Genomic DNA, 24,318 nt, shown 5'->3' with positions numbered 1-24,318 from the left:
CCTTCGTGAACTATTTTCAGCCGGGAAACATGCAATGACCCACTCCGCACCAGCGCCATTTGTGATCCTTGGGATGCCAAGGACTGGAACGCACTACCTCGAAGAGTTGCTGAACGAGCACCCGAACGTGTCGAGCAACGGTGAGCTTCTCAACAGGTATGATGCCAATTGGCCCGATAAGGACCGCCTGCAACGCAGCGATCACGAGCTCCTTGAGCTCGCATATTTGCGCTTCCCGGCACGGAGTGGCAAGAAGGTCACGCATGTTGGATGCAAGATCAACGAACCGCAGTTTCATGACCGTCCAGGCTTTTTTGACGAGCTGGCGCGTTGGCCGGGGCTCAAGGTCATCTTCTTGTCGCGCAGAAATACATTGGAGTCGCTGCGCTCGTTGGTGCAGGCAAGGCAAAGCCGCCAATGGCTCAAATTCAGCTCGGATGACGATACGGCTCCGCCGCCACGCGTAAAATTGCCGATCGCCTCCTGCGAGGACTACTTCAAGGCCGCTGACGATTTCCACACGCGAGTCGAGCATTCCTACGCTTCGACCAGCTTGCTTGAGATCGAGTACGAGAGGCTTCTTCTTGAACCCGCGGCATGCTTGGAAACGACTTGGCGATTTTTGGGGGTTCAGGCGTTTCAACTTTCTGGCCGCGCTACTCTTCAGCGCCTGGAAAAGCGGCCGCTGGAGGAAACCGTAGAGAATTTCGAAGAGTTGCGGCGTCACTTCGCAGGCGGACCCTACGCGAGATTCTTCGAGATGATCCATGACGCTATAGTCCCACAGGGATAAGTGATATGTCTCTTTCCCATCTTCGGCGACTTGAAGCTGAAGCAATTCACGCCATTCGCGAAGTTGTTGCAACGTTTTCAAATCCGGTTGTACTTTATTCTATCGGAAAAGACTCTTCGGTCTTGCTGCATCTGGCGATGAAGGCGTTTTTTCCATCGAAGCCACCTTTCCCTTTCCTCCATGTGGACACCACATGGAAGTTTCGAGAAATGATCGAATTCCGCGACAGGATGGCGAAGGAGCGCGGCTTCGATCTTCTGGTCCATACCAATCAGGACGGCCTGGACCAGGGCATCGGACCATTTTCCCACGGGTCGAATATTCATACGCACATCATGAAGACCGTTGCCTTGCGGCAGGCGCTCGACAAATACGGATTTGATGCAGCGCTCGCAGGCGCCCGGCGCGACGAAGAGAAGTCGCGCGCCAAGGAACGCATATTCTCGATCCGCAATGGCCAGCACGGATGGGATCCCAAACACCAGCGTCCCGAACTTTGGAAAACCTACAATACGCGCGTTCGTCCGGGCGAGACGATGCGGGTGTTCCCGCTTTCGAATTGGACCGAATTCGACATCTGGCAATACATCATGACGGAGGACATCCCGATCGTGCCGCTTTATTTTGCGGCGAGACGGCCGGTCGTGGAGCGTGATGGCATGCTGATCATGGTCGACGACGATCGCATGCCTCTTCAGCCGGAGGAAAGCGTGACCGAACGGCTTGTGCGCTTCCGCACGCTTGGCTGCTATCCGCTGACGGGCGCGATCGAGTCGGAGGCCGCGACCGTCGCCGACATATTGCGCGAGATGCTGACGGTGCGCACCTCCGAGCGACAGAGCCGGCTCATCGACCGGGACGAGGCCGGCGCGATGGAGAAGAAGAAGCGGGAGGGGTATTTCTGATGTCCTATCTTCCTTCTCTTGCACCGCTCGATATCCAGGCGCACCTGGCCGACCAGGACAACAAGTCGATCCTTCGATTTATCACCTGCGGCTCGGTGGACGACGGCAAGTCGACATTGATCGGCAGGCTGCTTTTCGATGCGAAGCTGGTCTATGAGGACCAGCTTGCCAATCTGGGGCGCGTCGGCGCGCAGCGCAGCGCGAACGGTGACGACATCGATCTCGCCCTTCTCCTGGACGGTCTCGAGGCCGAGCGCGAGCAGGGCATCACCATCGATGTGGCCTATCGTTATTTTTCGACCTCGAAGCGCAAGTTCATCGTGGCGGACACTCCGGGGCACGAGGAATATACCCGCAACATGGTCACTGGGGCCTCGACCGCGGCTCTTGCGGTGCTCCTGATCGACAGCCGTCAGGGGGTTCTCCCGCAAACACGACGCCACTCCTACATTGCGTCGCTGCTCGGCATTCGCCATGTCGTGCTGGCAGTGAACAAGATCGACCTCGTCGGCTACAGCCAGACGGTCTTCGAGAGCATTGCGGAAGACTATCTGCACTTTGCGCGCGAACTTGGCTTTCTGAGCATCAAGCCGATACCCATATCGGCGCGTTATGGCGATAACGTCATCGCGAACTCGGAGAAGACGCCCTGGTACCAGGGTGCCGCACTTCTCGAATATCTCGAAACGATCGACTTCGATCGCCAGGAGGCGCAGAAGCCTTTCCGCTTTCCCGTTCAACTGGTCATGCGGCCCGACGCGAACTTCCGGGGATATGCGGGGCAGATTGCGTCCGGCAAGATTTCGGTCGGTGACCAGGTGATCGTCGCCAAATCGGGGCAGCGCACCGCGATCAGGAGCATCGTCACCTATGACGGCGAAGTGCAGAAGGCCGTAGAAGGCGAAGCGGTCACGCTGGTGCTTTCGGACGAGGTCGAGGTTTCCCGCGGCAACATATTGGCCGCACCAGGCGCCAGACCCTTCGTCGCCGATCAGTTCCAGGCCCACATGATCTGGTTCGATCCGAGCCCGATGATCCCCGGGCGAAGCTATATCCTGCGCACGGAGACGGACAGCGTGAATGCGACCGTTACCGCGCTCAAGCATCAGGTCAACATCAACAGCTTCGTGCGCGAAGCGGCGAAGTCCCTGCAGATGAACGAAATCGGCGTCTGCAATATCTCGACCCAAGCGCCGATCGTCTTTGATGCATACAAGGACGACCGGACGACGGGCAACTTCATAATCGTCGACCGGATTTCCAATGCGACGGTCGGCGCAGGGATGATCGATTTCCCGCTGCGTCGCGCCGACAACGTCCATTGGCAGGCGACCGACGTCAACAAGGGCGCGCGCAGCGCGATGAAGCACCAGCGGCCCGCCGTCCTTTGGTTCACCGGGCTCTCCGGTTCGGGAAAATCGACGATCGCCAATGCCCTCGACAAGGTTCTGCATGCGCGGGGCAAACATACCTACCTGCTGGACGGCGACAATGTGCGTCACGGTCTCAATCGCGACCTTGGCTTCACCGACGAGGATCGGGTGGAAAACATCCGCCGGGTGGCGGAAGTGGCGAAGCTCATGGCTGATGCCGGCCTGATCGTGCTCGTATCCTTCATTTCTCCGTTCCGTGACGAACGGCGGATGGCGCGCGAGCTGATGGAAAAGGGCGAATTCATCGAGATATTCGTCGATACGCCCCTGGAAGAATGCGCGCGCCGCGATCCGAAGGGCCTGTATGAAAAGGCGCTGGCGGGCAAGATTGCGAATTTCACCGGCATTTCTTCGCCCTATGAGGCGCCCGAAAATCCGGAACTGCATCTTCACACAGTTGGCCACGAGGCGATCTCGCTGGCGCTCAAGATCGAGGAATATCTCGACCAGATGACGGAGGAGAAATGACGTCCTTGTGTGAGGTGCTCGAACGCATCGCCATCGATGCCGGCGAGGCGATCCTTGGCGTCTCCCGTGCCAAGGTGTCGTGCAAGGGCATGCGGGGACCATCGTCTTTGAAGAACTGACGACGGCGTTTCGAGTGCTCCTATCACTGTCAAGGAGCCGTAGTTCAGGGCGTGCTCCGATGATACTGGCCGACGGAAGGAACATCCTGATGGAGTCGCGGGAGGTGGTCGAAGAGTGGGTTAGACGCTTCAATAGGTGTGACGCGGTCGCCGTTGCAGAACTGTACCGTGAAGACGCCCTGCATCTTCCGGCAAGGCAGCACTGCATCGAAGGGCGCTCTGCAATCCAAAAAATGTTTGAGCGGGATTTCGCGGTGGCGGGAATGACCTGCATTCCAGCGGTGCTATACGAAATAGGTGCTAGTGTAGTACTCGAATGGCGCGATACATCGGGCCGGCGAGGATGTGGCGCATTTGCTATCCGCGATAGTCGCATCGCCTTTGCCTACTGGGACGAAACTTGCATCCTTTCGGATGCAAAATCTTCCACTTGAATGAATGCCGAGGATTGCCCTTGAAGTCGGCTCCGAAGAACACAGTTGCAAATATAGCGACGCGAAGCCGCTCGGAAGGCAAATAGCGAGCGACAGGGATGCCTGATCAGACCGCGATTCTGGCGTTGCGCGGTCCGTCCATCGGCCGATCGAGCTGGTTGGGATCCCGGTACGGCAGAAACTGCCTGACATGTTCGACGGAAAGGCGGGATTGACCTCCAGTGTCTCCTGCCAGTAACGGCGCGCTTCGTCGCGGCGCCCGGTGTGACCGTAGAGGCAGGCGAGATAGAAGCGCATCATGTCGGTGCGCGGCGCCAGCGCCAGCCGCCGCTTAAAGGTGGTGTCAGCCTCGGGGAAGCGGCCAAGCGCCAAAAGGGCACTTCCGAGGAAATGCAGGGACATGTCGAATTGAGGATCGAGCCGATGGGCCTGCGCGAAACGCCCGACGGCATCTTCGTGCCGACCCTGAAAGTCTCTACGCAACCGAGTACGCTATGGGCCTGAGGAGAGTTAGGGGCGAGCGCGATATGGGCGGCGCAGTCTCGTCCAATTCGAGCGCCTTGGTCAGATTGTCCTCGGTTGCGCCGTTCCAGCAGCACATCGGCCTGGCGCAGCTTCGTCATGTCTCCTCTGGCGTGTATCTCCTCTTAGGCATCGGAACCTCCTTTCGACTCGCTTATGGGCGGATCCGTACTTTGGGGCAGGTCGTATTTCCGACTCCACAATTGAACTTTTTTGGTGTAGGTTTTAGTTTGTCTTCGCTGTCCGATAGCGGGTCCGGTGGTTGTCATCGGGATGCGGTGGCTTCCAGGACGATTATTGTGCAGACTCAGTTGGCTGTTCTGCTCCGATGGAGCAGGGTGAGTTTTTGTGAGTAATTGCGCGCCAAAGCAGAGTTCTCGAATAGAAACTGAAGATCGAGAACCGTCAATGGAACCCTTGGAACTAGTGAAACTTCGCGGCCTGATGGAACGCACTCGCGGTCGATCTGACGTGGCGATCGGATTGATCGACGGACCCATCGTTATGAACCACGTCGACCTAGCGGCTTCCAGCGTGCGCGAAGTGCCAGGCGTGACAAATGGCACGTGCGTCAGGCCTGACAGCGCAGCATGCGCGCATGGCACATTTGTAGCGGGAATTCTGTCAGCCAAACGGGGATCAGTCGCCCCAGCGATTTGCCCCGAGTGCACACTCCTCGTCCGCCCCATCTTCACTGAAATGAGCCAAGCGAACGGCGATATGCCGAGCGCGACACCCGAGGAACTCGGCCAAGCCATTCTTGACTGCATTGATGCGGGAGCTTGCGTCGTAAATATAAGCGCCGCCCTCGCTCAGCCGAGTCTCAAAGATGGGCGCCTATTGGACGAAGCTTTGGGACACGCGGCCAAGCGCGGAGTGATCGTGGTCGTGGCGGCTGGTAATCAGGGAACGCTGGGCAGCACGGTCATCACTTGCCATCCGTGGGTTCTGCCCGTTGTCGCCTATGATCTGCAAGGCAGACCCATGGACCACTCGAATCTCGGAAAATCTATTGGCCAACGCGGCCTAGGCGCACCCGGAGATAAGGTAACCAGCCTGAGTGCGCGGGACCAGGCACTTACTTTGGGAGGCACGAGCGCCGCGGCGCCTTTTGTGACCGGGACCATTGGACTCCTGTGGTCGGAATTTCCACAGGCGAGCGCAGCAGATGTGAAATTGGCGCTTACCAGGAATCGTAGCCAACGAAGAACCACGGTAGTCCCACCCCTATTGAATGCTTGGGTAGCGTACCAAAACATGAAGAGCCAACAGCATGTCGAAGGATGAAAACACAAGTGAAGGACTAGGAAACGCTGAGCGTCAACTTTATCGCGTGCACTTGCCGGGGTTCGTTACCGAGGAGGAAGTTGGCCTTGGCGATGTTGTCAGGCGTGTGACTCGTAACTTTGGAATCAATCCGTGCGGTGGGTGCGAGCACAGGGCGAGTGTGCTCAATCGCTGGCTTGTCTTCACGGGACGTGTCTCAGGGAAATAGATTATTGGGAGGCAAAGAGACCATGGCAAGTGAGCTGAATGAAGAAACGACTCTGTCAAGAGCGAACAGACCCGACATTCCTGTGATCCTGCCATCGCAGACTGCGGGCGAAGCAAATCCGCCGTCCAAGGACGTGACTTGTCCCACCTGTCCGACAGGGGCAGATTCCATGCCCGCGTCATACGTATACGCGTCGGGCCGCATTGAAGCGCGGTTTCCAAAGCTCAGCGTGGAAAAGGAATTTGCTCAAGTCACCAGTCGCGCTGAAACCGCGGGAAAAACAGATCAACAAGCTTTACATGCGGTCCTGTCGAAGCCTGAGAACCGCTACCTCGCACGTCAGATATGCTGGGTGCTGAGTATTCAAGGCTTAGAGACCTACATCCTATTACCTCGTGACCCAGTGGACATCAGTCAATTGCTGGGCGCTATCCGCCCTACACCCAGCCCTGATGACATTGACGTGGTCGTCGGTCTGCGTGGCCCCATTGCGCCGCCGGAATTCTGTAACGGACTGATGGTTCCCATAGTGATGTTCGACCAAATCTACTCGTTCGATCGCGAGGCGCTCATAAAGTCGATTCCGAAACCCGAGAAGATTGACGCAAAGGAGTTTCGGCCGGCAGCCGAGGAGCTCTTCGACAGGATCATACAAATGACGGACAACGCCGGGGCGATGGATGAACATCGCGCGCTGAACTATCTCGCCGTCCGCTACCCGACCGTCTACGCCACCGCGGCGGCAGCTTTCGGGCGAAGCAGTTCGCTGACGGCGATCGATGTCCGACCCTCGCTACTGAGCAGCGTTCGCAAAATCGTCGAGGTCATCTTCTGCTTCACCAGCCGGCAGACCGACGTCACCGAGAAATTCTTCTGCCGTGTCGACGTCACGGAAGAGTTCCCGTTCTTGGTGACCAAGATGTCACCATACTACGATCGCTGATATCGACCTCACTTTTGGACCAAGGAGACGCGCTATGTCGATGCCGAGTTTCACTGCAACTGCGGCGCTGTATCAGTCCAGACAGTCCTATTACGGCAGTTCTTTCGCGGAAGGCGGCGGTGGAATTGTTCCCCAACAGCTGGCAGCCTCACGCGGGCTGGCTGGCTTTGGCTTTTGTGATTACGCGTGTCGTTGCTGCATCTTTTGGGGTAGCTACCGCTGCTGTTTGGTCTGCTATTGGTGCCTTAGGGGACCCGTGCTTGGAGGCGCCTTACAGTAGTGCCGGACGGCGGCACTATCCTTCCCGTCCAACGGCGGGATAGTGGTGTCGTTGGGATCGCATGTTTGGCGATCATTTATCGACCCAAATTACCCGGCGATGGTTCGGTCCGTGCGATTTCAAGGAGTGCGCTGTCAAAGGCTAACCTGGGAGTCGGCCTTTCGATGGCCGTTGCCAACCCGCGGGAGAGGAGCGGGAAAAATGCAGATGCCAGGATTCGGCGCTGAAGCATGCCTTTATCGGTCGCAAGGATACCACGCGATTGTAAGTTCGACCTCTGCAGTAAACATCATGACACCGCAGGTGTCTCCGAAAGGATGGTTGTGGCCTTTACATGCTGCCGCCTGCCTTCTGCTTGCAGAGAATCCTGCAGCTGCCGCGCTTTGTTGGCTGCGATTCGCCCAGAAGTGCGGAGCAGGCCTTGCTTTAGGCGACTTGGAGGTGGCGCGCCAAAGAGGACGAAAATGAGAACTGGACCATCAGGTGTGTAACCTGAGCAGCACCTACAATCGGCCGAGGGGGGCGGGATGTCCTGGTTACTACGATTTCTCCGTACTATGACCATTAAACCTAAAGGAGATGCAAGATGAGTACGTCAAGAACGCCAGGATTTACGGCGGAAACCTCTCTCTACAAGAGGAGTCGGCGCTACCAGTGCGTAGCAACTCAAACCTACAGCGGTGGGGGGAAGAGCGTTATTCCTCAAGTACGCATAGGCACTGGGGGAAGGGGGCTGGGGGGCTTTTGGTCGTGCACCGTTTGCGTTGGTTTGTGCACCCTCATAACTGGAGACTTTCACGCATGTTTCGATGCGTGCGTAAACTCCGGAGCGTGTGAACCAACAATTATAACTGCATAGTAATAAGATTTCTGGGATTTTCTTTTCGACGGATCGTCTACGTTCTATTGGAGTAGTTTTGTGCATAGTGACGAAGCTGTCGCCACATTTATCGATGAAGCTAACTTAGCGAAAAAGGATGTTCCCAATGAATACAAGGAAAATGCCGGGATTTACCGCTGAAACCGCGCTCTCCGAGAGCGGCAGAAAATACGATATTGGGGCTGGTTCGGCTACGGAAGGAAGCAGTTCGATAGTTATACCCCAGGCTGTTGCGACAGGTTTTGGTGGTGGCCTTGGGGAAATAACAATAGAACCTGAGCAATGCTATCTTAGGTGTCGCTGGATATGTGGGAGATATGGATGCTATCCAGCGGATTGCTATTGGGTGTGTTTATAGCCAAGAGCGCCGACCTGAGAGGAGGTAAGTAGAATGAGTTAGATAAAATTTGCCGGGAGTTACTGCGAAAGCTTCCCTCTATAGTGGGCGTGGGCATTGTTGCGTTGTCGACGGGGGCCTTCCCCGATGGCAGGGTTGGGGCAGCAAGCCGTGTTCGTTCAAGCCACGGGCGAAGGGACTGGGCAACGAAGGTTGACTGTGGCAGTGCTAGTATATTTAGGGTTGTTTCATTTGTTTTAACCCGTTGTGGTGCTGGTACATCTGCCGTGCGAGAGGCCGCTTCTTCAAAGCAGCGACTATTCAGTAGTCAGACCGTGATGGGTGAGTTCCGTCCTATGACTGCCGCGGGTGGGCTCATGAACTATGGTCAGAACCAGTCTGACACGTGGTGATGTACTGCAGTCTAATTCAAAGGCGCCAAACCGCTGATCTACCTATCGAGTGGCCAACCAAGCGGCGCCGGATAAACCTTCGCGCACGCAATTTTCCTTCGATTGCGCCGTCTGGTTCAGTCGGTTCAGGGGGCAATCCGCGGACACCTGTGTGCCAAGTGCTGGAACGCACCGCACGAGGAAGACGGCGGAGGTGCGCCATGCGTCATAACCCACGTCGTTATCGTGCTCAGGAGCCTACACTGTCGCTGACGGTGATGGCTCCAGCTTCATACGGGGCGGGAGACGACAAAGCGCACGCTCTACCGGTTACACGCGTTGTTAGAACTTCGACAACTGTCAGACATCGCACAAGATGCCATGGGTGCGATCCAGTTGATCTGCAACAACGTTTCCATCGGCACAATGCTTGCTTGCCATTCCGCAAACGCACTGCCTTCGGATGAGAAACGGCTCGCCAGCATACGGTGGTCGCCGCGACGACGGCGTTAGCCGATGTAACCCCCGACGCTAGCTGTGCCGGTGTGACTGTACAGTCTTTGTGGTGAGGCAGAGCTCGCTCACTAACGGCCAATGTGGTCGACCTTCAGGAAAGGGTCAAATGGCACTTCACATCAGGATTCATCGGCATGAAGATTACGGACGGAATGCGGCGAACTTTGCAAACTCATTACCGTGCGATGCCACGTCCGAATTGCTCCAACTGGCCGGCAGCTCGCAACGCAATGCTGCAGCGACGTCGCTTAGCCAAGCAAAAAGTTCAGCGGAGCTTGCGGCAGGCACGGCCCGCGTAATGCGTCGCTTCACGGCATCATTCCCAGTTTTTGTTTTCGGCGCTTTCTGCGCAACTTCGACAGTCGCCGTGGCGGCCGACGAAACGATCTATGCTGCGCCCGACAGCAGCTTCGTACTTGTTGGTGGTGTCGGCTACACTCAGCTTAGGGCCAACGAGCTTGTCTACGACTTCGCGGGCAATCATGTCAGCGCACTGATCTGGGAAAGCGATGCGCCAGTTCTGACGACCGGCTTGAAGGCTGAGCTTGGTAACAGCTGGACCATCGCAGCCAACTCTGTGATCGGGCTCTCGGGCGAGAGCCACATGGAGGATTATGATTGGTATGGTTTTTCGCCGGGCTTCGGTCCGGGGGATTGGGCGTCACGAGACATAAGCCCCGACACCTCGCTTGATCGCTACATCAATCTTGATATTGCAGCCGGTCGCGACTTTAGGATCAACGATGCCACAACCATCAACCTGCATGGTGGCTTCAAGTACACCGACGTGAAATGGACCGCCTATGGCGGCACCTTTATCTATAGCGGTAGGGCCTTCCGAGACACCCAGGAAATTTTCGAGCCCGGGAAAGGCATCATCAGCTACGAACAGCGTTATCCGGGCGTTTTCCTCGGCGCTGAAGTAATCACTAGACTCGGCGATTGGACTCTCTCCGGTCTGCTGCGCGGAGGCCTCGGGATCGATGCAAGTGAGATCGACGACCACTGGCTGCGCACAATGCATAGCAAAGGCGAATTCGGTACGGAGCCCTTCGTCTCGTTCGGCGCCAAGGCCAATTATCAAGTCACTGACCGCGTCAACCTTTTCCTGGCCGGAAATTTTGATAAGTATTTTCGCGAGAAAGGCGACATGACGGTGGATAAGTCGAAGGATACCGCGACAGGAATCTACAAGAATTTGGCCGGCATGGACCTCCAGGCCTTTACGATATCGGGCGGCTTCAAACTCACGTTTTGATTCCTGGAACCGGTGTAGCAACTTCGGGTTTGTGGCCAGTTAAGAGGCGAACTGCTCTCACGGGATAGCCATTTCCGGCCACATGGACGAGGCGACTATACAATGATCGGAATGGTCCTCGCTGTTGTCAAAGCAGCCGGCCTCGGGCGTCAATGAGCGCACCGCCCGCAAGTAGCTGATCCGCTTCAGGCCGTCGCAGTTGGCGGAGCGAGGACAAGAGACAGATGACTCGACTGTCGAAGTACGACGTACCATCACCGACGGCTGCCGGTTCTCGGCGTCCTGTCGCGCGAGACCGCGGGACGAGTGCGTAGTCTGCGGCGTCGGCGTCCCAGGTCCTCTCGGTAATGCGTCCTCCACATGGCACACGTTTGGTGGTGGCGTGGGCGCGGCCATGTTCGATCTTGATCCAGCGGTTTCGATGCGGCGATACTCATCAGGGCACGCTGCTGGCATCGCCGCTTAGCCATGTTGGCGCGGCGTGGCCGGATAGGCCTTCGCGCACGCAATTTTCCTTCTATTGCGCCGTCTTTCTCAGAGTACCCGTTGCAATTCGCGGGTCGGCGGCATTGACGCGAACCGGGTTGTCCTGCGTGACATAGTCTCCCAGCGCGTCAGGGAGCAGTGTCGGCTGCCACCGTTCAGTTATCTGCACGGCAACGACCGTCGCGAGGTCGAGAGCAGCCGTAGCGCCTTTGACGCAGCGTATTTGGGTATGATCCCCGTTCCGTGCTCAACAGATCGCACAATGTATCAACGTCAACAGCATGACGTGTTCGCCGGGCCCGCGGTTCGATTCCGCTCAAGACCACAGGTTCAAAAACTACCCTCGCAACCAATTCCAACATAACTCGGTCGCCACCGTCTAACCGACGGGGTTGTTTTGTTTAAGCCGGCAAGTCGCCTACTGTCGCCGTGCCTGTTATTTCCAGGAGTGCCATTGCCGCGGACCGCGTAGATGTTGGAAATAACAGAAGTACGTTGTTCCGCTTTCTCCCGATTAAGTCGGATGCTTGCAGTAATAGAATTATGTATAAATTTCCGCCTTGTACGAAGATATACGCGGAATAACGATGATTATCGATACTGGAAACCTATCGATAGTGAGCTGCAGTAGTAGTTTTTGTCCGGCTGACGGAAGTCTATGCCCACTTAACTTCTGTCTCGTGCGAAATCACGCGTAGGTTCCCATAGTTAACATGGATTAAACATTCAAAGTTCAGGACGCGCGCACACGAGGCGATGGCTTCCTCCAAGCCGTTTGGTTCGTCTGTGCATATGCCGACTAGCCTTGGGAAAGGACTAAAACTTGTAGTAGCGTTCTCGTCACGAATCGGGCTTCGGGGGACTGGAATGCGGGAAGAATTAGCGGGGATTATTTCAGCCATTAAAGACGTGCAGCTTCCGGCCACTTTCGATGGACTTTTCCGATCGATTTGGAGTCAGGATGAGGCGCGGTTCCATTCTCAGGAAGGCTATATTCTCGACTACAAAGAAACGGTCCCGCATAATTTCACTGAGAGCTATGGCGTCGGTTTTGTAAGGTTGGCTCTTGGCTTCTACAACAGCTTTGGCGGGATCATCGTCGTGGGCGTTAAGGACAGAGCACTAACGGTAGAAGGAGTAGCCGGCCCGTTCGACGTTGAAAGCTTTAATCGAGCCCTCACCGACTTTGCTGCTATCAATATTGAATGCCTATCTAAGGTCTATCGAGTTCCCGGCCTGTCCGACAAACAGGTTGCGGTGATCTTGGTTCCCAAAAGGGGCGGAGAGCTACCGGCGCGACTTCAAAGAGAAGTCGGTAAATACCGGGCGGGAACGCTATGGGTTCGCGATAGGCACGAGGTTCTTCAAGCTGAACCCCGCCATCTTGCTCTCTTATATTCCGAGCGCCAGCTGCTGCCCGCGGATAGCGATGAGGCGTCCCGATTCCCGGTTCACCGCTCATTTCCACCATCGCCAGCGACGATGAAGGAGTTCATCAACAGAGGTGATCTGCTTTCGACCCTCTGGAATTGGTTCGTGGCGGGCGAAAATCCGCGGCTCTACCTTCACGGCCCTGGTGGGTCGGGAAAGAGCACACTCGCTTTCGAGTTCGCTCGCATTCTCGCCGAACATGGACACGGTGTGAGAAGTAGGTCTGGCGATCGTCTGGACTACGTCATCTTCATTTCCGGCAAAGAGACCGAGCTAAACCCACTCAGCGGTAAAGAACAGTCGTTTGCGCTTCGCCAATTTTCCAATGCACGCGAAGAGTTCGTCCAGATAATTCACCACTCCGGGATGATGAGCCTCAGAGATGCCTCGGACGCGTCCGACGGCGAGATTTCGCGGACGCTTGACGAGCTGTTCAGCGAGTTCTCCGGTTTGATCGTACTGGATGATATCGATGCCTTGAGCCGCCGCGGGTTAGAAACCGGCGAAGAGAGCCTTTTCATCAAATCGGTACTCGCTAAAAAACGAACGCGAATTCTGTACACGCTTCGTTATCCGCCGCAACACGCGTTAACCTCGTCCTTGAGCGTTCCCGGACTCGACGCGGAATCAGAGTTTTTTGCGTTCCTCGAAGTGTGCTGTAAACAGTTCGATGTTCCCCACCCGCAACCTGAAATCGTACACCAGATAGCAACTGAGACAAATCTGTTGCCTCTTCTCATAGAGACAGTGGTTGGGCTCAGGCGCTTTTGCGGCAACTACACGCAGGCATTGGAACTTTTCCGGGACAAGGGGGGAAATGAATCTCGGCGGTATCTCTATCAACGTGAATATGACCGGCTGGATCGAAGCGGGAAGTCGCGCCACGTTCTGGGTGCGCTCTATTTAGTTGAGGAGCCAGTCAGCTTTACAACGTTGTCAAGTCTTTTTCAATTTACAACAGAACAGATTCGCGACGCTCTCAGCGAGTGCGCCAGCGTTTTTTTGTCCACGGCAGAAGATGAGCAAGGGGAAACTGTTTACCAGCTGACGCCGCCCTGCATTCCATTCATCCGTCTTGTCTCGCAGCAGCTGCCTCATTTCGAAATGATGAAGGCCAAGGTTAAATATTTCAATGGTCAAGGCTCGAAGTATACTCCTGAAGTCGCGGCGGTAATCAGCAGTCTTCAGGTGATGATCCGCGAAAAGCGATTCGTTGACATGGTGAGCTTGGGCGAGAGTTTCTCGCCCAACGACACGGTTTTGGCCAATCCTAAGGTGCTTGCCTTGCTAGGCCAGGCTTGTGCCGAACTCGGGCCAGATCACAAGGAGAAGGCAAGGGCCTATTTCCGGCAGGCTGAAGGAATCGGTTATCACGACGTCTTCATGATGCGCCGGTGGTACAATATGGAGGCGAATTATAATCTTCCCGAGGCCGAGAGGATCTGTACTAAAATGATAGAGAATTCGCGGGATAATCCGCGTGCTCTCAGCGAATTCTGGAGCAAACAGGGCCAGTGCTTCTTTACACGCGCCAATTCCCTTGCCACCTCGAGCCGCGACAAGGCCCTTACGTCATTGCGCGACTCTGTCGTGAGCTATTTTGAGGGTAATTGGATCGCTGCATCGGCGAAGTTCGATGCATCTGATGCGTGTTACTGGGCCGAACGCCCTCTGCACCGTCTCGTATCGCTCATGGGTGAGGATATCGAACATATATTCCTACTCATTGAGCAATTGGCGCAGAGGCGCCATGACATAACCGCCGACGCGGCGCAGGTTTTGATCAGGTACGTCCGGCAAATCCCGGCCCCGATTGTCGAAGGCGCGCGCCGAAAGATAAAGGGCTTATGCTCACGCACTAGCCAAGCTTTGGTAAAAAGCCTGAAAGACTTGCAGCGCTTTCCTGGTTTTGCTGGAATCTACGATGAGTTATCTGCAATCCACGACCTACTGTGAGCCTAGCTTACGTGTGATGTGCTCGCTTTTTGGTTTTTCCCCGCGCCAAGCGCGAGGGCGAGTTGTATTGCTGGTTATGTCCGTACGACGACTAAACATACAACAAATTGTTGAGTCGGCGTCAACCGAGTTGTAACCGATTGTGCTGCCCAATAGCGTCTTACGGTGCAGAAGTGCGGTACGAATAGACTGCGCGTGGAGGTGGACTTGGGCGCGCCAACGGAACTGAGGTACGCATTTCGATCGCTATTGCAGTCGCGGGGTCTTGCGGAGCCCGATGGCAGGCCACTTTACGCTTACCGGTTCGCGCGGTCGGAATATGACAGCATCGCCACGATGCTGTGGCGATACGGTCCGTCGGCGATCAACGACAGCTCCGGCGCCGCGCTGGTCATATCGTATATTGCGGAATGGTTTAGGCGTGAGCGCAGCGGTGGCCACTGGGACTGGATCCGGCCGCTACGATCGATCGGTTTCGAGTATGGTCCTCATGCAGGGGTGCGGTATCGGGACGTCGAGAACTTCGTGAGCATGGGTCTGCGCGTCTGGCGTCGACCCGTGCCGAGTGGGGGCGAACGGCTACTTTCGATCGTACGCGAGGCGGGATTTCCGCTAGCCTCGGTTCGCGAGGATCCCCGGATCTCGTCATGGCTGAAGAATTCGGTCCTGTGCGCCGAAAGAGGGTTCTCGATGCGAGATGCTGTCGGCGCAGAAGCGTGGCGTGTTTCGGATCGACTGGCTCAGGCACTGTTCGATCCCGCGACCGAACTCTGTGAGAAGATCGTCGAAATTCGCGCATCATTGCCTTCGAAGGAGGTTAGAGGCGACCCCGTCGACTATCTGGACCAGAGCAACCCTAGTTGGCGCCTGGATCTCCCCTTCGAAATCGAAGGCGATGACATTCGAGCCATGGTCGAGGAGATCGTGCGAGTTCGAGAGGACGGCAGCGCTGCTCTCGACATCACTCGCCATCTTACTCATAGCGGCGACGAATGGATCGCTAGAGCATCACTCGGCTTGTCCGGTCGGGTGGATCTGAGGCGACTGCCGCCGAGCATCTCGGACACCATTCTGCAAGGCCGCCGCGTCAGAGTGGTTCCGCGCCCTCCGTACTGCGAGGACCTTGCGGCCGTCGCCGCCATTGAAACTTTTGAAAAGGAAGGTACTTCGGTTCATGAGTTGCGGGCGTTCGTTGCCAAGTTTGATGCGCCGCTCGCTCTCGAGGAAGAGGCGCGGCTCGCCGCACAAGCCGGAAGCACTGCCATCGGCGAATTTGTCGCCACCGGGGGCGAGGCTCTGCATGCCCCAGTCGTAGCGCTCCAGATCGAGCAGCACGACGCGCACGAGAAGCCAGTTACTCTCCGTGTGCTTGGTACGTCCCCCGTCCGAACGACCAGGCCGGCGCTCGCGCTCGCTGTGCGCGAGGAGCATTTTCACGCGCTCTCGTTCTCGGACAGCTACAGTGATCTTGGCCTCTGCAAGCGATCCAACCGTCGTGTCGTCAGCTTCAGCGGCACGGCCCAGTTGACGCTGGAGGGAGCCCGATGGACCTGGCGAACGATGGCGGATGATGACGCCGACGCGAGGGCCGTGCTCGTCGGAGACTTGATGCGCAACGTGCGCGAGTCAGTATTTCTCGGTGTTCCACAAATTTGGATCGAACGGAACGGGCATCTCTCGGCACCGAGGCGTCATACGATTCATTGGCGACCGCGTGGGAGGGGGAGGTGGCAACCAATCGATAGCGGTAAACCCTGGGGAGACGTCGATCTGGCGGTAATTGAAAACGGCGAGCTTCAATATGCCGTCGATGCCGCGATCGTTCCGAAAGCATTCAACATTGCATTCGATCGCGGGCGAAGACAGCTGCGGATCAGCGGCCTCGAAGCAGGACTTCTTGCGGCCCGAGGGGCAACGAACCTAGACGTAAAATTAGAAGGCGATGAGGCGCTGGTAATGCTCGGCGCCCCGAGCGGAAAGCCAATAATTGAGCTAAGACCGCGTTGGAACGCGGAACTGGCACTCACATTGAGCGATCCAAGATCCGATCTGCGCCTGATCGACGCGGATGACGCACTCGTGAAGCCACACTCGATCCTTTGCGTTGACGGGTTGAAGGGCTTTCGCATTCTCGCCATGCGCCCGACTTCGTTGTGCATGGAACTTCAGGCAAGAGACACTCCACGACTGACCATTGCCCGCTCCATTTCTGGCGAGGTTCCTCTGTCGGCCTTCACCGACGCCATGACGCACTTGCTCGGCAGCTCCGAGAGTCTGGACGCGCGGATCGTTCTGTCCGCGACTGGCGCAACTGAAAACATCGCGGAGGTGCGGTGGTACGCCGAAGACGTTGACCCCTTCAACCCACCCGCGCCAAATGCGTTCTCCGCGCTCGCGACCGGCCACCGGCTAGATCTCCGTTCGATCGCGATCTGCCATCCTGCAGCCGGCGTAGCTTCCGTGACTGCGCCAGTGGGCCAAGCGGACATGGGCAAGGAGTTGAGTGAGAAGCTTCCCGCTGGCCCTTGGCTGGTCTATGGCCGAAGAAGCAACGGCGCAAGGATACGCCCGAGGATCGTGCCGGCGCTCAGCGGAGTACCTTCTAGCGAAGAAACCCTTCTCGAGCGTGCCATCCGCACGGATTCAGCCAGCGCACGTGCAACGGCATTCGCTCAGGCATACTCGAATCCGGATCAAATCCCTCCACGCGATCGTCGCACCCTAATCGAATTGCTCGTACTCGCTCGGCGTGAGGGGCTCCCGATTTCCTCGGTGGATGCGCTAAAGGCACTCGATCGTTCGGCGCGCGTTGCCACCTGGTTGCTTGCGTTCTGTGAGTCTCTCGAGGAACGTGCTGCGCTCCTTGATCTTCAACGCGACCTCCCGTTCATTTGGGCGTCGACGACCATAGAAGGCTGGTTGAGTGCCTTCTCCGCGCGCATCGAGGATGTACGCTCACGACTGGCGGAGATCGGGATCGGCGGTGACGTTGTCTATCGCAACGTATTGTCCGCGCTAAGTGAAATCGTGAACCTCCGGCCCGAATTGGCGGGGCATGCCAAGGCGGTCTTCTTGACGCACGTCGCGGCCGAAATGGCGCGCGAAGGAAAGGCGATCGATGGTGCGGCGGTTCACTTTCTTCAAATACGCCGCAATGTGAGCAAACGCAGCGAGATCGACCGGCTGAGAGGCAGCCACGACGATGCCGACCCTCCGCCCCAGCAACTGCTCGGGCCGAAATGCCTGGCGGCATATCGATCACAGTCGGATCCTTATGATTCTTCCTTTGCGCACGTGATAGCGGCGCCGTTCGCAATCGTCGACCACGCGTGTGGGCGCTTTACGCTCGACGAAAAGGAACTCCGGCGGTGCCGAGACGCGTGGCTCTATGATCCAGAGTATTTCGAAGCGATCGTGCCTATGGGAATCGACGAAGTCCTTCGTGGCTTCGCTGGCAGCGGTGAGGGGAGACGATGATAGATTTCGACCGAATGATCGAGCGACTGCCAAAACAGGCGGCAGAAGCCGTGATCGGGATGTTGCGGCCGAAGTCGCGCACGCTGGCCCGATATCTACGGGAGCAGTGGGGAGCTCCAGCCGGAGCGCCCGAGTCGCTCATCGCCGAGCCATTCATTGAGGGGGCTTTTCCCTGGCTTCCACTTCCGGGCGGCTGGTCTGGTCTGAAACCCGGCCTTCTGGATCCGCGCACGATCGATGTGCTTCGGTCGGTCTCGTTTCCTCCATATGCTCATCAGGCGCTGGCTTGGGAGCATCTGGTTGCCGATCGGCCTCGGTCGGTAATCGTATCGAGCGGCACCGGGTCGGGAAAGACCGAATGCTTCCTCGTGCCCATCCTCGATAGGCTCGTTCGCTTGTCCGATGGTGGACGCCGCCCGCTCAAGGGCGTGCGTGCCCTGATGCTCTATCCGCTGAACGCACTCATCAGCAGCCAGGAAGAGCGACTCGAAAAATGGTTCGAGCCCTTTGGTGGGGCATTGAGATATTGCCTCTATAACGGCGAAACGCCGAACGCGGCGCGCGCCGACACGCGCGCGCGGAAGCCTTGGCGCGTTGGCGATCGAGCTGCACTTCGCGCCTCGCCGCCGCCGGTTCTCGTGACCAACGCCACGATGCTCGAATACATGCTCATTCGACAGAACGACGCGCCAATCTTGGCAGCCTCTCAAGGCAAGCTGGATTTCATCGTGCTGGATGAGGCGCACTCGTACATGGGTGCGCAAGCAGCCGAGATTGCGCTGCTGCTTCGACGGGTGGCCTTGGCATTCGGTCGGACACCGGACCAAATCCGTTATGTTGCTACCTCCGCTACGATTGGAGGAGAGCGGGGCAGGGAAGACCTCCATCGCTTCCTGCGCGAACTTTCCGGCGCGCCGGACGAAGCGATCCACGTCGTCGAGGGGCATCGTGCCCCTCTTCCTCCAGCGCCGAGCCATTTCGAGGGACGCTCGTTTGCCCCGCCTTCATTGGCGACGCTCGATCCGCTTGAGAGCGGGCGCATGCTTGCCCAGTCGGCAGTGCTTCGATCAGCACGCGAGGAGCTTCGTTCGGGCAAAATATACTCATGGGGCGAATGGAAGGCTTGCGCTTCCAAACTGATGGGGCATCGCCAGAATGCGACGCAAATGCTCGTCCAAACTGCGAGGGCGCGTGATCCCCATGCTGACCCGGCGATAGCGGCTAGTGGCGGTGACGCGATCCTTCCGAGCCGAATACACCTTTTTCACCGTACGGTGTCGGGGTTGTGGACATGCGTCAATCCGGAATGTCCCGGCAGCCCGCCACGCGAAGACGGGTCGGATTGGCCATATGGTGCCATCTTCACTGATGCACGCGAGCATTGTCCGCACTGTAATTCGATCGTTCTCGAATGGGTTTGCTGCACGCATTGCGGTGATGGCGCTCTGCGAGCCGAAGAATTCGATGGTGGCGGGCGCATTGCCGCGTGGAGCGAAGGTAATGATGAGGATGAATTCGAGCAGACTCTGGAACGTGAGGGCACGACTGATTCAGACGACGACGATGAGAATGAAGCGACCGCTCAAGTCGTCGCCCCAACCGTTCTCTCTCGTCGATATCTTAGTCTTCCTCCAAGGGCAGGGACGCCAATCCTCTGTGTCGAAGTCGAGAGCGGCCTTTGTGATGCCGACGAGGGGACTTCACTGACGTTTGCGGCGAGCGACGACATTTTGTGCTGCCCAAACTGCAGGAAGGCACCGGATCGCGTCGATCCCCGACGCGGCGCGATGCGGCCCGTCGTGGCCGGCGCCCCGTTCCTGATGGCCCAGATCACGCCTGGGTTCCTCGCGGACCTCTCACCCGAACCCGGTTCCGCCGAGCCACTGCCTTTCGACGGCCGCCGCCTCATTACGTTTACCGATGCGCGGCAAGGGACCGCACGTCATGCAGCGAACGTCCAAATTGCGTCCGAACGCACCTTCATTCGGGGGTTCATTTATCATTTCGTCCAAGAGGCGCCGCCAGTCGACGCCGAGCAACTAGCAGCGATCGACGCAAAGATAGCAAAGCTCCGAAGTTTCCCAGACGATCCAACGTTCGCGCAGTTGGCGACCGATCTGGAGGCAGAGCGCTCACGGTTGTTGGGCGGTGCGGCAAAACCGTGGCGAGAGCTGGTACAGCGACTCGCAAGGCACACGACCGTCGACCACTTCTTGAGGGTTCTCTGGACCACGTCCAATCGCGACGATCGTTTTGACGATAGTGAAACTCTCGCTGAGTTTCTTCTCTACCGAGAGGCAATGCGGCGACCGGTACGCGCGAATTCCGCGGAAACGCTCGGGCTATTTCGCTTCGAGCTCCCCGGCATCGACCGTTCGCCGGTGGTAGTTCCGGCTCCGGCACGAGCGCTCGGCCTGAGCGAGGATGACTGGCGCGATTTGCTCCGTTTGCTCGTGACGCATTTTCTTCGCACGAACGTCGCGCTCGATTTTCCGCGTTGGTGGCTCAACTGGATCGACCGACGCCAGAGTCACATCGAGGTCAAGCCGTGGGCTCCGGGCGACAGTTCGAGCCGGTACGTACGGTTCTGGCCCAATCCCTATGGTCGCCGCCTGACGCGCGTCGTACGTTTGCTTTTCCAAGCCCTGCAACTCGATCCCGACGATCAGGCCGACAAAGACAAAGTGGGCGAGGTTCTAGACGAGGCTTGGCGGGTCCTGAGACGCTTCATGGTCGCATCGGGCAATGGTTTTCGTTTCAAGCTCGGAGATTTGAACGTCTCGAAGGTGGACGAGGCTCTTTGGTGCCCGACGACCCGACGCATCCTCGATACTACATTGAGAGGATTGAGCCCGTACGACGACGACGGTGTTCATCCCGTTGCTGCGAAGATTTCGCTCCCGCGCCTGCCATTTTCATGGCGGCGCCGATCCGATGGGAGTGAGGTGAGCGAAGACGAATTGGATGCGTGGCTGGAGGCCGACGCCTCCGTGGTCGGTTTGCGCGGGGCAGGCATGTGGGGAGATCAGCAAGATCGCGCCGCCAAGTTCTCGCCCTGGCTTCGGGCAGCCGAACATTCCGCCCAGCAGGCAAGCACGACGCTCCGAAAGTATGAAAAGGCGTTCAAGGAAGGAAAGATCAACGTCCTGGGATGCTCGACGACCATGGAGATGGGCGTCGATATCGGGAGTATCGAAGCCGTGCTGAATACCAACGCACCGCCTGAGATCGCAAACTACCGTCAACGTGTCGGGCGTGCGGGGCGCCAGCGTCAGCCGATTGCAGTCGGGCTCACGCTATGCAAGGACCGTCCACTCGACCGAATGACGATCGCCAACCCCGCCGACTATCTCAAGCGCCAAGTCCGCACGCCGCAAGTCAGCCTCGACAGCCCGACGATTGCCACGCGCCACGCTGCTGCGCTTTTGCTCGCGCGTTTCCTGACTGGACTCGGTTCGGAGTTGCACAAACTCACGAATGGCACCTTCTTCGCGCTTGTGGCCGAGGCGAGTGAGGACACGGGCGCTTCCCCTGCAACCGCCTTCACGGCTTGGTTGGACGGGGTCCCAACCGACGATGCACTGATGACTGAATTGGCAACGGTCTTGGCGGGTACCCCCGTTTCGCCGGGTTGGGATCTCATAGAAGCACTGCGCGATCGAATGGATCGCATCGCTAACGAGATCCAGGCGGAATGGGAGGCGCTGGAACCCGCGAGCGGGACCGGCAGCTCCGGAGACGTGGAGCTCTCTGCAGTCAATCGGGCTCGCGAACTGCAGCGTCGTCGCCTTGAGAGGGGGTACCTGCTAGGTGAGCTCGCAGGAAGAGGCTTCTTGCCGTCCTACGGCTTTCCGACGGATGTGGTTCAGTTCGTCACCGAGACTGCGAGTGAAAAGGCTGCAATGGACCGGGCGAGAGCGGAGGACGGCGAGCCGAAGGAGCAGAACTTCGGACGCGGCTATCCGTCTCGCTCCCGCGAGATCGGCATTTACGAATATGCTCCTGGGCGCGGCATCGTCGTCGACGGTGTCGTCCGGGAATCCGCCGGAATAACGCTCAATTGGCAGCGCCCCGTGTCTGAGGCGGGCCTTCGCGAAGTCCAGAGCTTGAGGACCATGTGGTCTTGCAACAGCTGCGGTGCGCTCTCGTCCAAGCCCTCGGCACTCGAGCAGAGCCCGTGCGCCGAGTGTGGGGCGAACAACCTGAAATCGCTTCGCTATATCAGCCCGGCGGGATTTTCGGTCGACGTTCGGTTCAAGGTCCACGACGACCCCGCTGAGCTCGGTGGCGGCTCCGTCGTCGATCCCTGGGTCTCGACGCGGGAAGCTCCGTGGCGAGCTTTTCCAGACCCGGCGGTGGGACGCGTCAGAGCAAGTTCCGACGGCACGGTTTTCTGGTTCAATCCTGGGGAACATGGCCACGGTTATGCAGTCTGCCTACACTGCGGTCGTGCCGAGGCAGAAATAGACCAGGTGGGAGGAACTGGCCTGGCTGGCCACCGGCCCCTGAGGGGCGCGCCGCTCGCAATCGACCGGGAGACCTGCAGCGGCGCGCCGGAATTTGCACCATTTGCTGTCGCCCGCAGGTTGATGCTGGGCCATGAGATTCGCACCGACCTCTGCGAAATACAGCTTTACGAGTGCCGTTCCCGTGACGTCGCGCTGACGATAGCGCTCGCCTTACGTGAAGCGGTCGCCAAGCGGCTCGGCATCGATGCTGACGAAATGGGTTTCGCCGCGCCCGAAGCGCCGAGTGTGAACGGGACCAACAATTGGAGCGCAGTGATCTTCGACCGTGCGAGCGGTGGCGCTGGATTCTCGACTTCCATCGCCCGCGATCCGGTCACGCTGCTGGGCGAGGCGCGAGCCTTCCTGGACTGCACTTCGGCAGGTCGCTGTGGCGATCCCGACGCGGTCAGAGCATGTCCCCGCTGCGTGCTGGCCCCTGATGCGCAGCATTCCGTCGAGGCGACCGATAGGGCGACCGCCCATGCGCTCTTGACGACGACGCTCGCCCGTCTCGTGCTTCCCGAAGAACATCGACTCTTCGGAGCGTCCTCCTCATACGAGCCGACATCATTGTCCCTCGCATTGAACGAGCGTATGGCCAGCGATCCCGCGGCCGAGCTGACGGTCGCTCTCCACGGCGACCCGGCTGACTGGGATTTCGATGCTTGGTCGATGACACCGGTCATCGAGCGGTGGGGCGCCCGCGGTCGCGTCGTTACGGTCGCTGTGGATCCGAATGTACTGAACGAGGCCGATCCGGTGATCCGGCGGCGCATCGCGCTGTGGATCGAACGGGCGCGGGCAGTACTGCGTCCCCTGACCGAAAGCGACGCCAACATACTTGCTTTCGTGACGAGCGGTGATCACGTGACGGCATGGCGGTCGCTCGGGCCCAGTGCTTATCAGATCGGTCCAAACTGGGCGAGCACCTCGTCTGCGCCTATCGTGCGCGGAACTCCCGCTCGAAGGCCAGCTTCCGTCACGCCGATCGATTCTCGTTCCTTGCTCGTGGAGCGCGTGCGAGAGACGATATTCGAAGTCGGTGCCGAGCTTGACGGTCCGGCAACGGGATTCGGCCAGCGCCTGAAGGCACTCATGATGACACGGAGCGAGGCGCTCGCGGAGGTGCTTTCGGCGCCATGCATCGAGCTCCGATATGCCGACCGGTATCTGTTCAGCCCTTTGGTCGTGCGACTCGTCGCCGAGCTGTTCGCCGGCTTCGCAGATGGGAACACGCTGCTGACGGTCGAGACGCTCGAACAGCGCCGAGACAATCGGCGGCCTCGCGTGGGCAAAACCCTGAAGGATGACTGGCCGGACGTCGCCGAGCGCAACGTGGTGTTTCAACATCTGCTGGGGCGGGTTGCCCCCGCGGCAAAGCTCGTCCTCCACCGTGAAATTCCGCATCGTCGGCGGCTCGATTTTCGGACTTCCAAGGGTTCCGTCACCGTCTTCTTCGACCAAGGGGTTGGTTCGTGGCGAACTGACGGTGCGATCACGTTCGATCCCTTGGCTCCGGTCGGTCAGCAGCTTCAAGCAATCGAGGTGCCGTTCATCGTGGAAAATGGACCGGACGGGACCTTCTTTGCATCTAGATTGGGTTGACAATCGAGAACAAAATCGGAACTTTGGCAATGGGTATAGCCGGTCGTTGTAATCGATTCATCGGCGGCAGCGGTATGATC

General features: G+C 58.1%; 12 protein-coding genes and 1 pseudogene. 12 read left to right on the top strand and 1 reads right to left on the bottom strand.

Features of this window, described 5'->3' with window-relative positions; all coding sequences use genetic code 11:
• Positions 1–34: 34 nt before the first annotated feature.
• From FKV68_RS23855 to FKV68_RS23840, 5 genes and pseudogenes are all read left to right on the top strand, one after another.
• Positions 35–793, top strand: coding sequence for a sulfotransferase (locus tag FKV68_RS23855; protein WP_180942076.1), 759 nt, complete (start codon positions 35–37; stop codon positions 791–793).
• 5 nt (positions 794–798) lie between these two features.
• Complete coding sequence (gene cysD / locus FKV68_RS23850) at positions 799–1,698, top strand: sulfate adenylyltransferase subunit CysD (RefSeq protein ID WP_180942075.1); 900 nt, start codon at positions 799–801, stop codon at positions 1,696–1,698.
• Positions 1,698–3,599 (top strand): bifunctional sulfate adenylyltransferase/adenylyl-sulfate kinase NodQ, encoded by a 1,902-nt coding sequence (gene nodQ / locus FKV68_RS23845; protein ID WP_180942074.1) that lies wholly within the window; start codon positions 1,698–1,700, stop codon positions 3,597–3,599. Before cysD ends, nodQ begins: the two co-directional genes overlap by 1 nt.
• On the top strand, positions 3,596–3,718 hold the full coding sequence (locus tag FKV68_RS33575; RefSeq protein ID WP_269808460.1) for a hypothetical protein: 123 nt from the start codon (positions 3,596–3,598) through the stop codon (positions 3,716–3,718). Before nodQ ends, FKV68_RS33575 begins: the two co-directional genes overlap by 4 nt.
• 59 nt (positions 3,719–3,777) lie before the next feature.
• Positions 3,778–4,038: pseudogene (locus FKV68_RS23840) on the top strand (YybH family protein); the annotation flags it as partial.
• Here the strand turns inward: FKV68_RS23840 and FKV68_RS33865 are convergent.
• A complete protein-coding gene (locus tag FKV68_RS33865) occupies positions 4,003–4,524 on the bottom strand; it encodes a tetratricopeptide repeat protein (RefSeq protein ID WP_425347610.1) in 522 nt (173 codons plus the stop codon). The pseudogene FKV68_RS23840 and the gene FKV68_RS33865 sit on opposite strands and share 36 nt — an antisense overlap.
• On the opposite strand from FKV68_RS33865, the gene FKV68_RS33860 reads away from it, so the two are divergent.
• The 7 genes from FKV68_RS33860 (at position 4,417) to FKV68_RS23800 (ending at position 24,238) form a co-directional block, all read left to right on the top strand.
• Positions 4,417–4,656, top strand: coding sequence for a hypothetical protein (locus FKV68_RS33860; RefSeq protein ID WP_425347614.1), 240 nt, complete (start codon positions 4,417–4,419; stop codon positions 4,654–4,656). The genes FKV68_RS33865 and FKV68_RS33860 overlap by 108 nt on opposite strands.
• A gap of 426 nt (positions 4,657–5,082) precedes the next feature.
• A complete protein-coding gene (locus FKV68_RS23830; protein ID WP_180942073.1) occupies positions 5,083–5,961 on the top strand; it encodes a S8 family peptidase in 879 nt (292 codons plus the stop codon).
• Positions 5,962–6,191: 230 nt separating this feature from the next.
• On the top strand, positions 6,192–7,112 hold the full coding sequence (locus tag FKV68_RS23825; RefSeq protein ID WP_180942072.1) for a cyanobactin maturation protease PatG family protein: 921 nt from the start codon (positions 6,192–6,194) through the stop codon (positions 7,110–7,112).
• 2,511 nt (positions 7,113–9,623) lie between these two features.
• Complete coding sequence (locus FKV68_RS23820; protein ID WP_180942071.1) at positions 9,624–10,775, top strand: omptin family outer membrane protease; 1,152 nt, start codon at positions 9,624–9,626, stop codon at positions 10,773–10,775.
• Positions 10,776–12,128: 1,353 nt separating this feature from the next.
• Positions 12,129–14,648: a hypothetical protein gene (locus FKV68_RS23815; RefSeq protein WP_180942070.1), complete on the top strand. Its 2,520-nt coding sequence runs from the start codon at positions 12,129–12,131 to the stop codon at positions 14,646–14,648.
• A 165-nt stretch (positions 14,649–14,813) separates the two neighbouring features.
• On the top strand, positions 14,814–18,125 hold the full coding sequence (locus tag FKV68_RS32950) for an STY4851/ECs_5259 family protein (RefSeq protein ID WP_342454814.1): 3,312 nt from the start codon (positions 14,814–14,816) through the stop codon (positions 18,123–18,125).
• A complete protein-coding gene (locus FKV68_RS23800) occupies positions 18,122–24,238 on the top strand; it encodes a DEAD/DEAH box helicase (RefSeq protein ID WP_180942067.1) in 6,117 nt (2,038 codons plus the stop codon). The genes FKV68_RS32950 and FKV68_RS23800 overlap by 4 nt, the downstream gene beginning before the upstream one ends.
• Positions 24,239–24,318: the final 80 nt, after the last annotated feature.

The sequence above is a fragment of the Sinorhizobium mexicanum genome, from assembly GCF_013488225.1.
GTDB lineage: Bacteria > Pseudomonadota > Alphaproteobacteria > Rhizobiales > Rhizobiaceae > Sinorhizobium > Sinorhizobium mexicanum.
The sequence above is the reverse complement of the archived record's forward strand: the minus strand, read 5'-3'. Positions and strand labels throughout refer to the sequence as shown.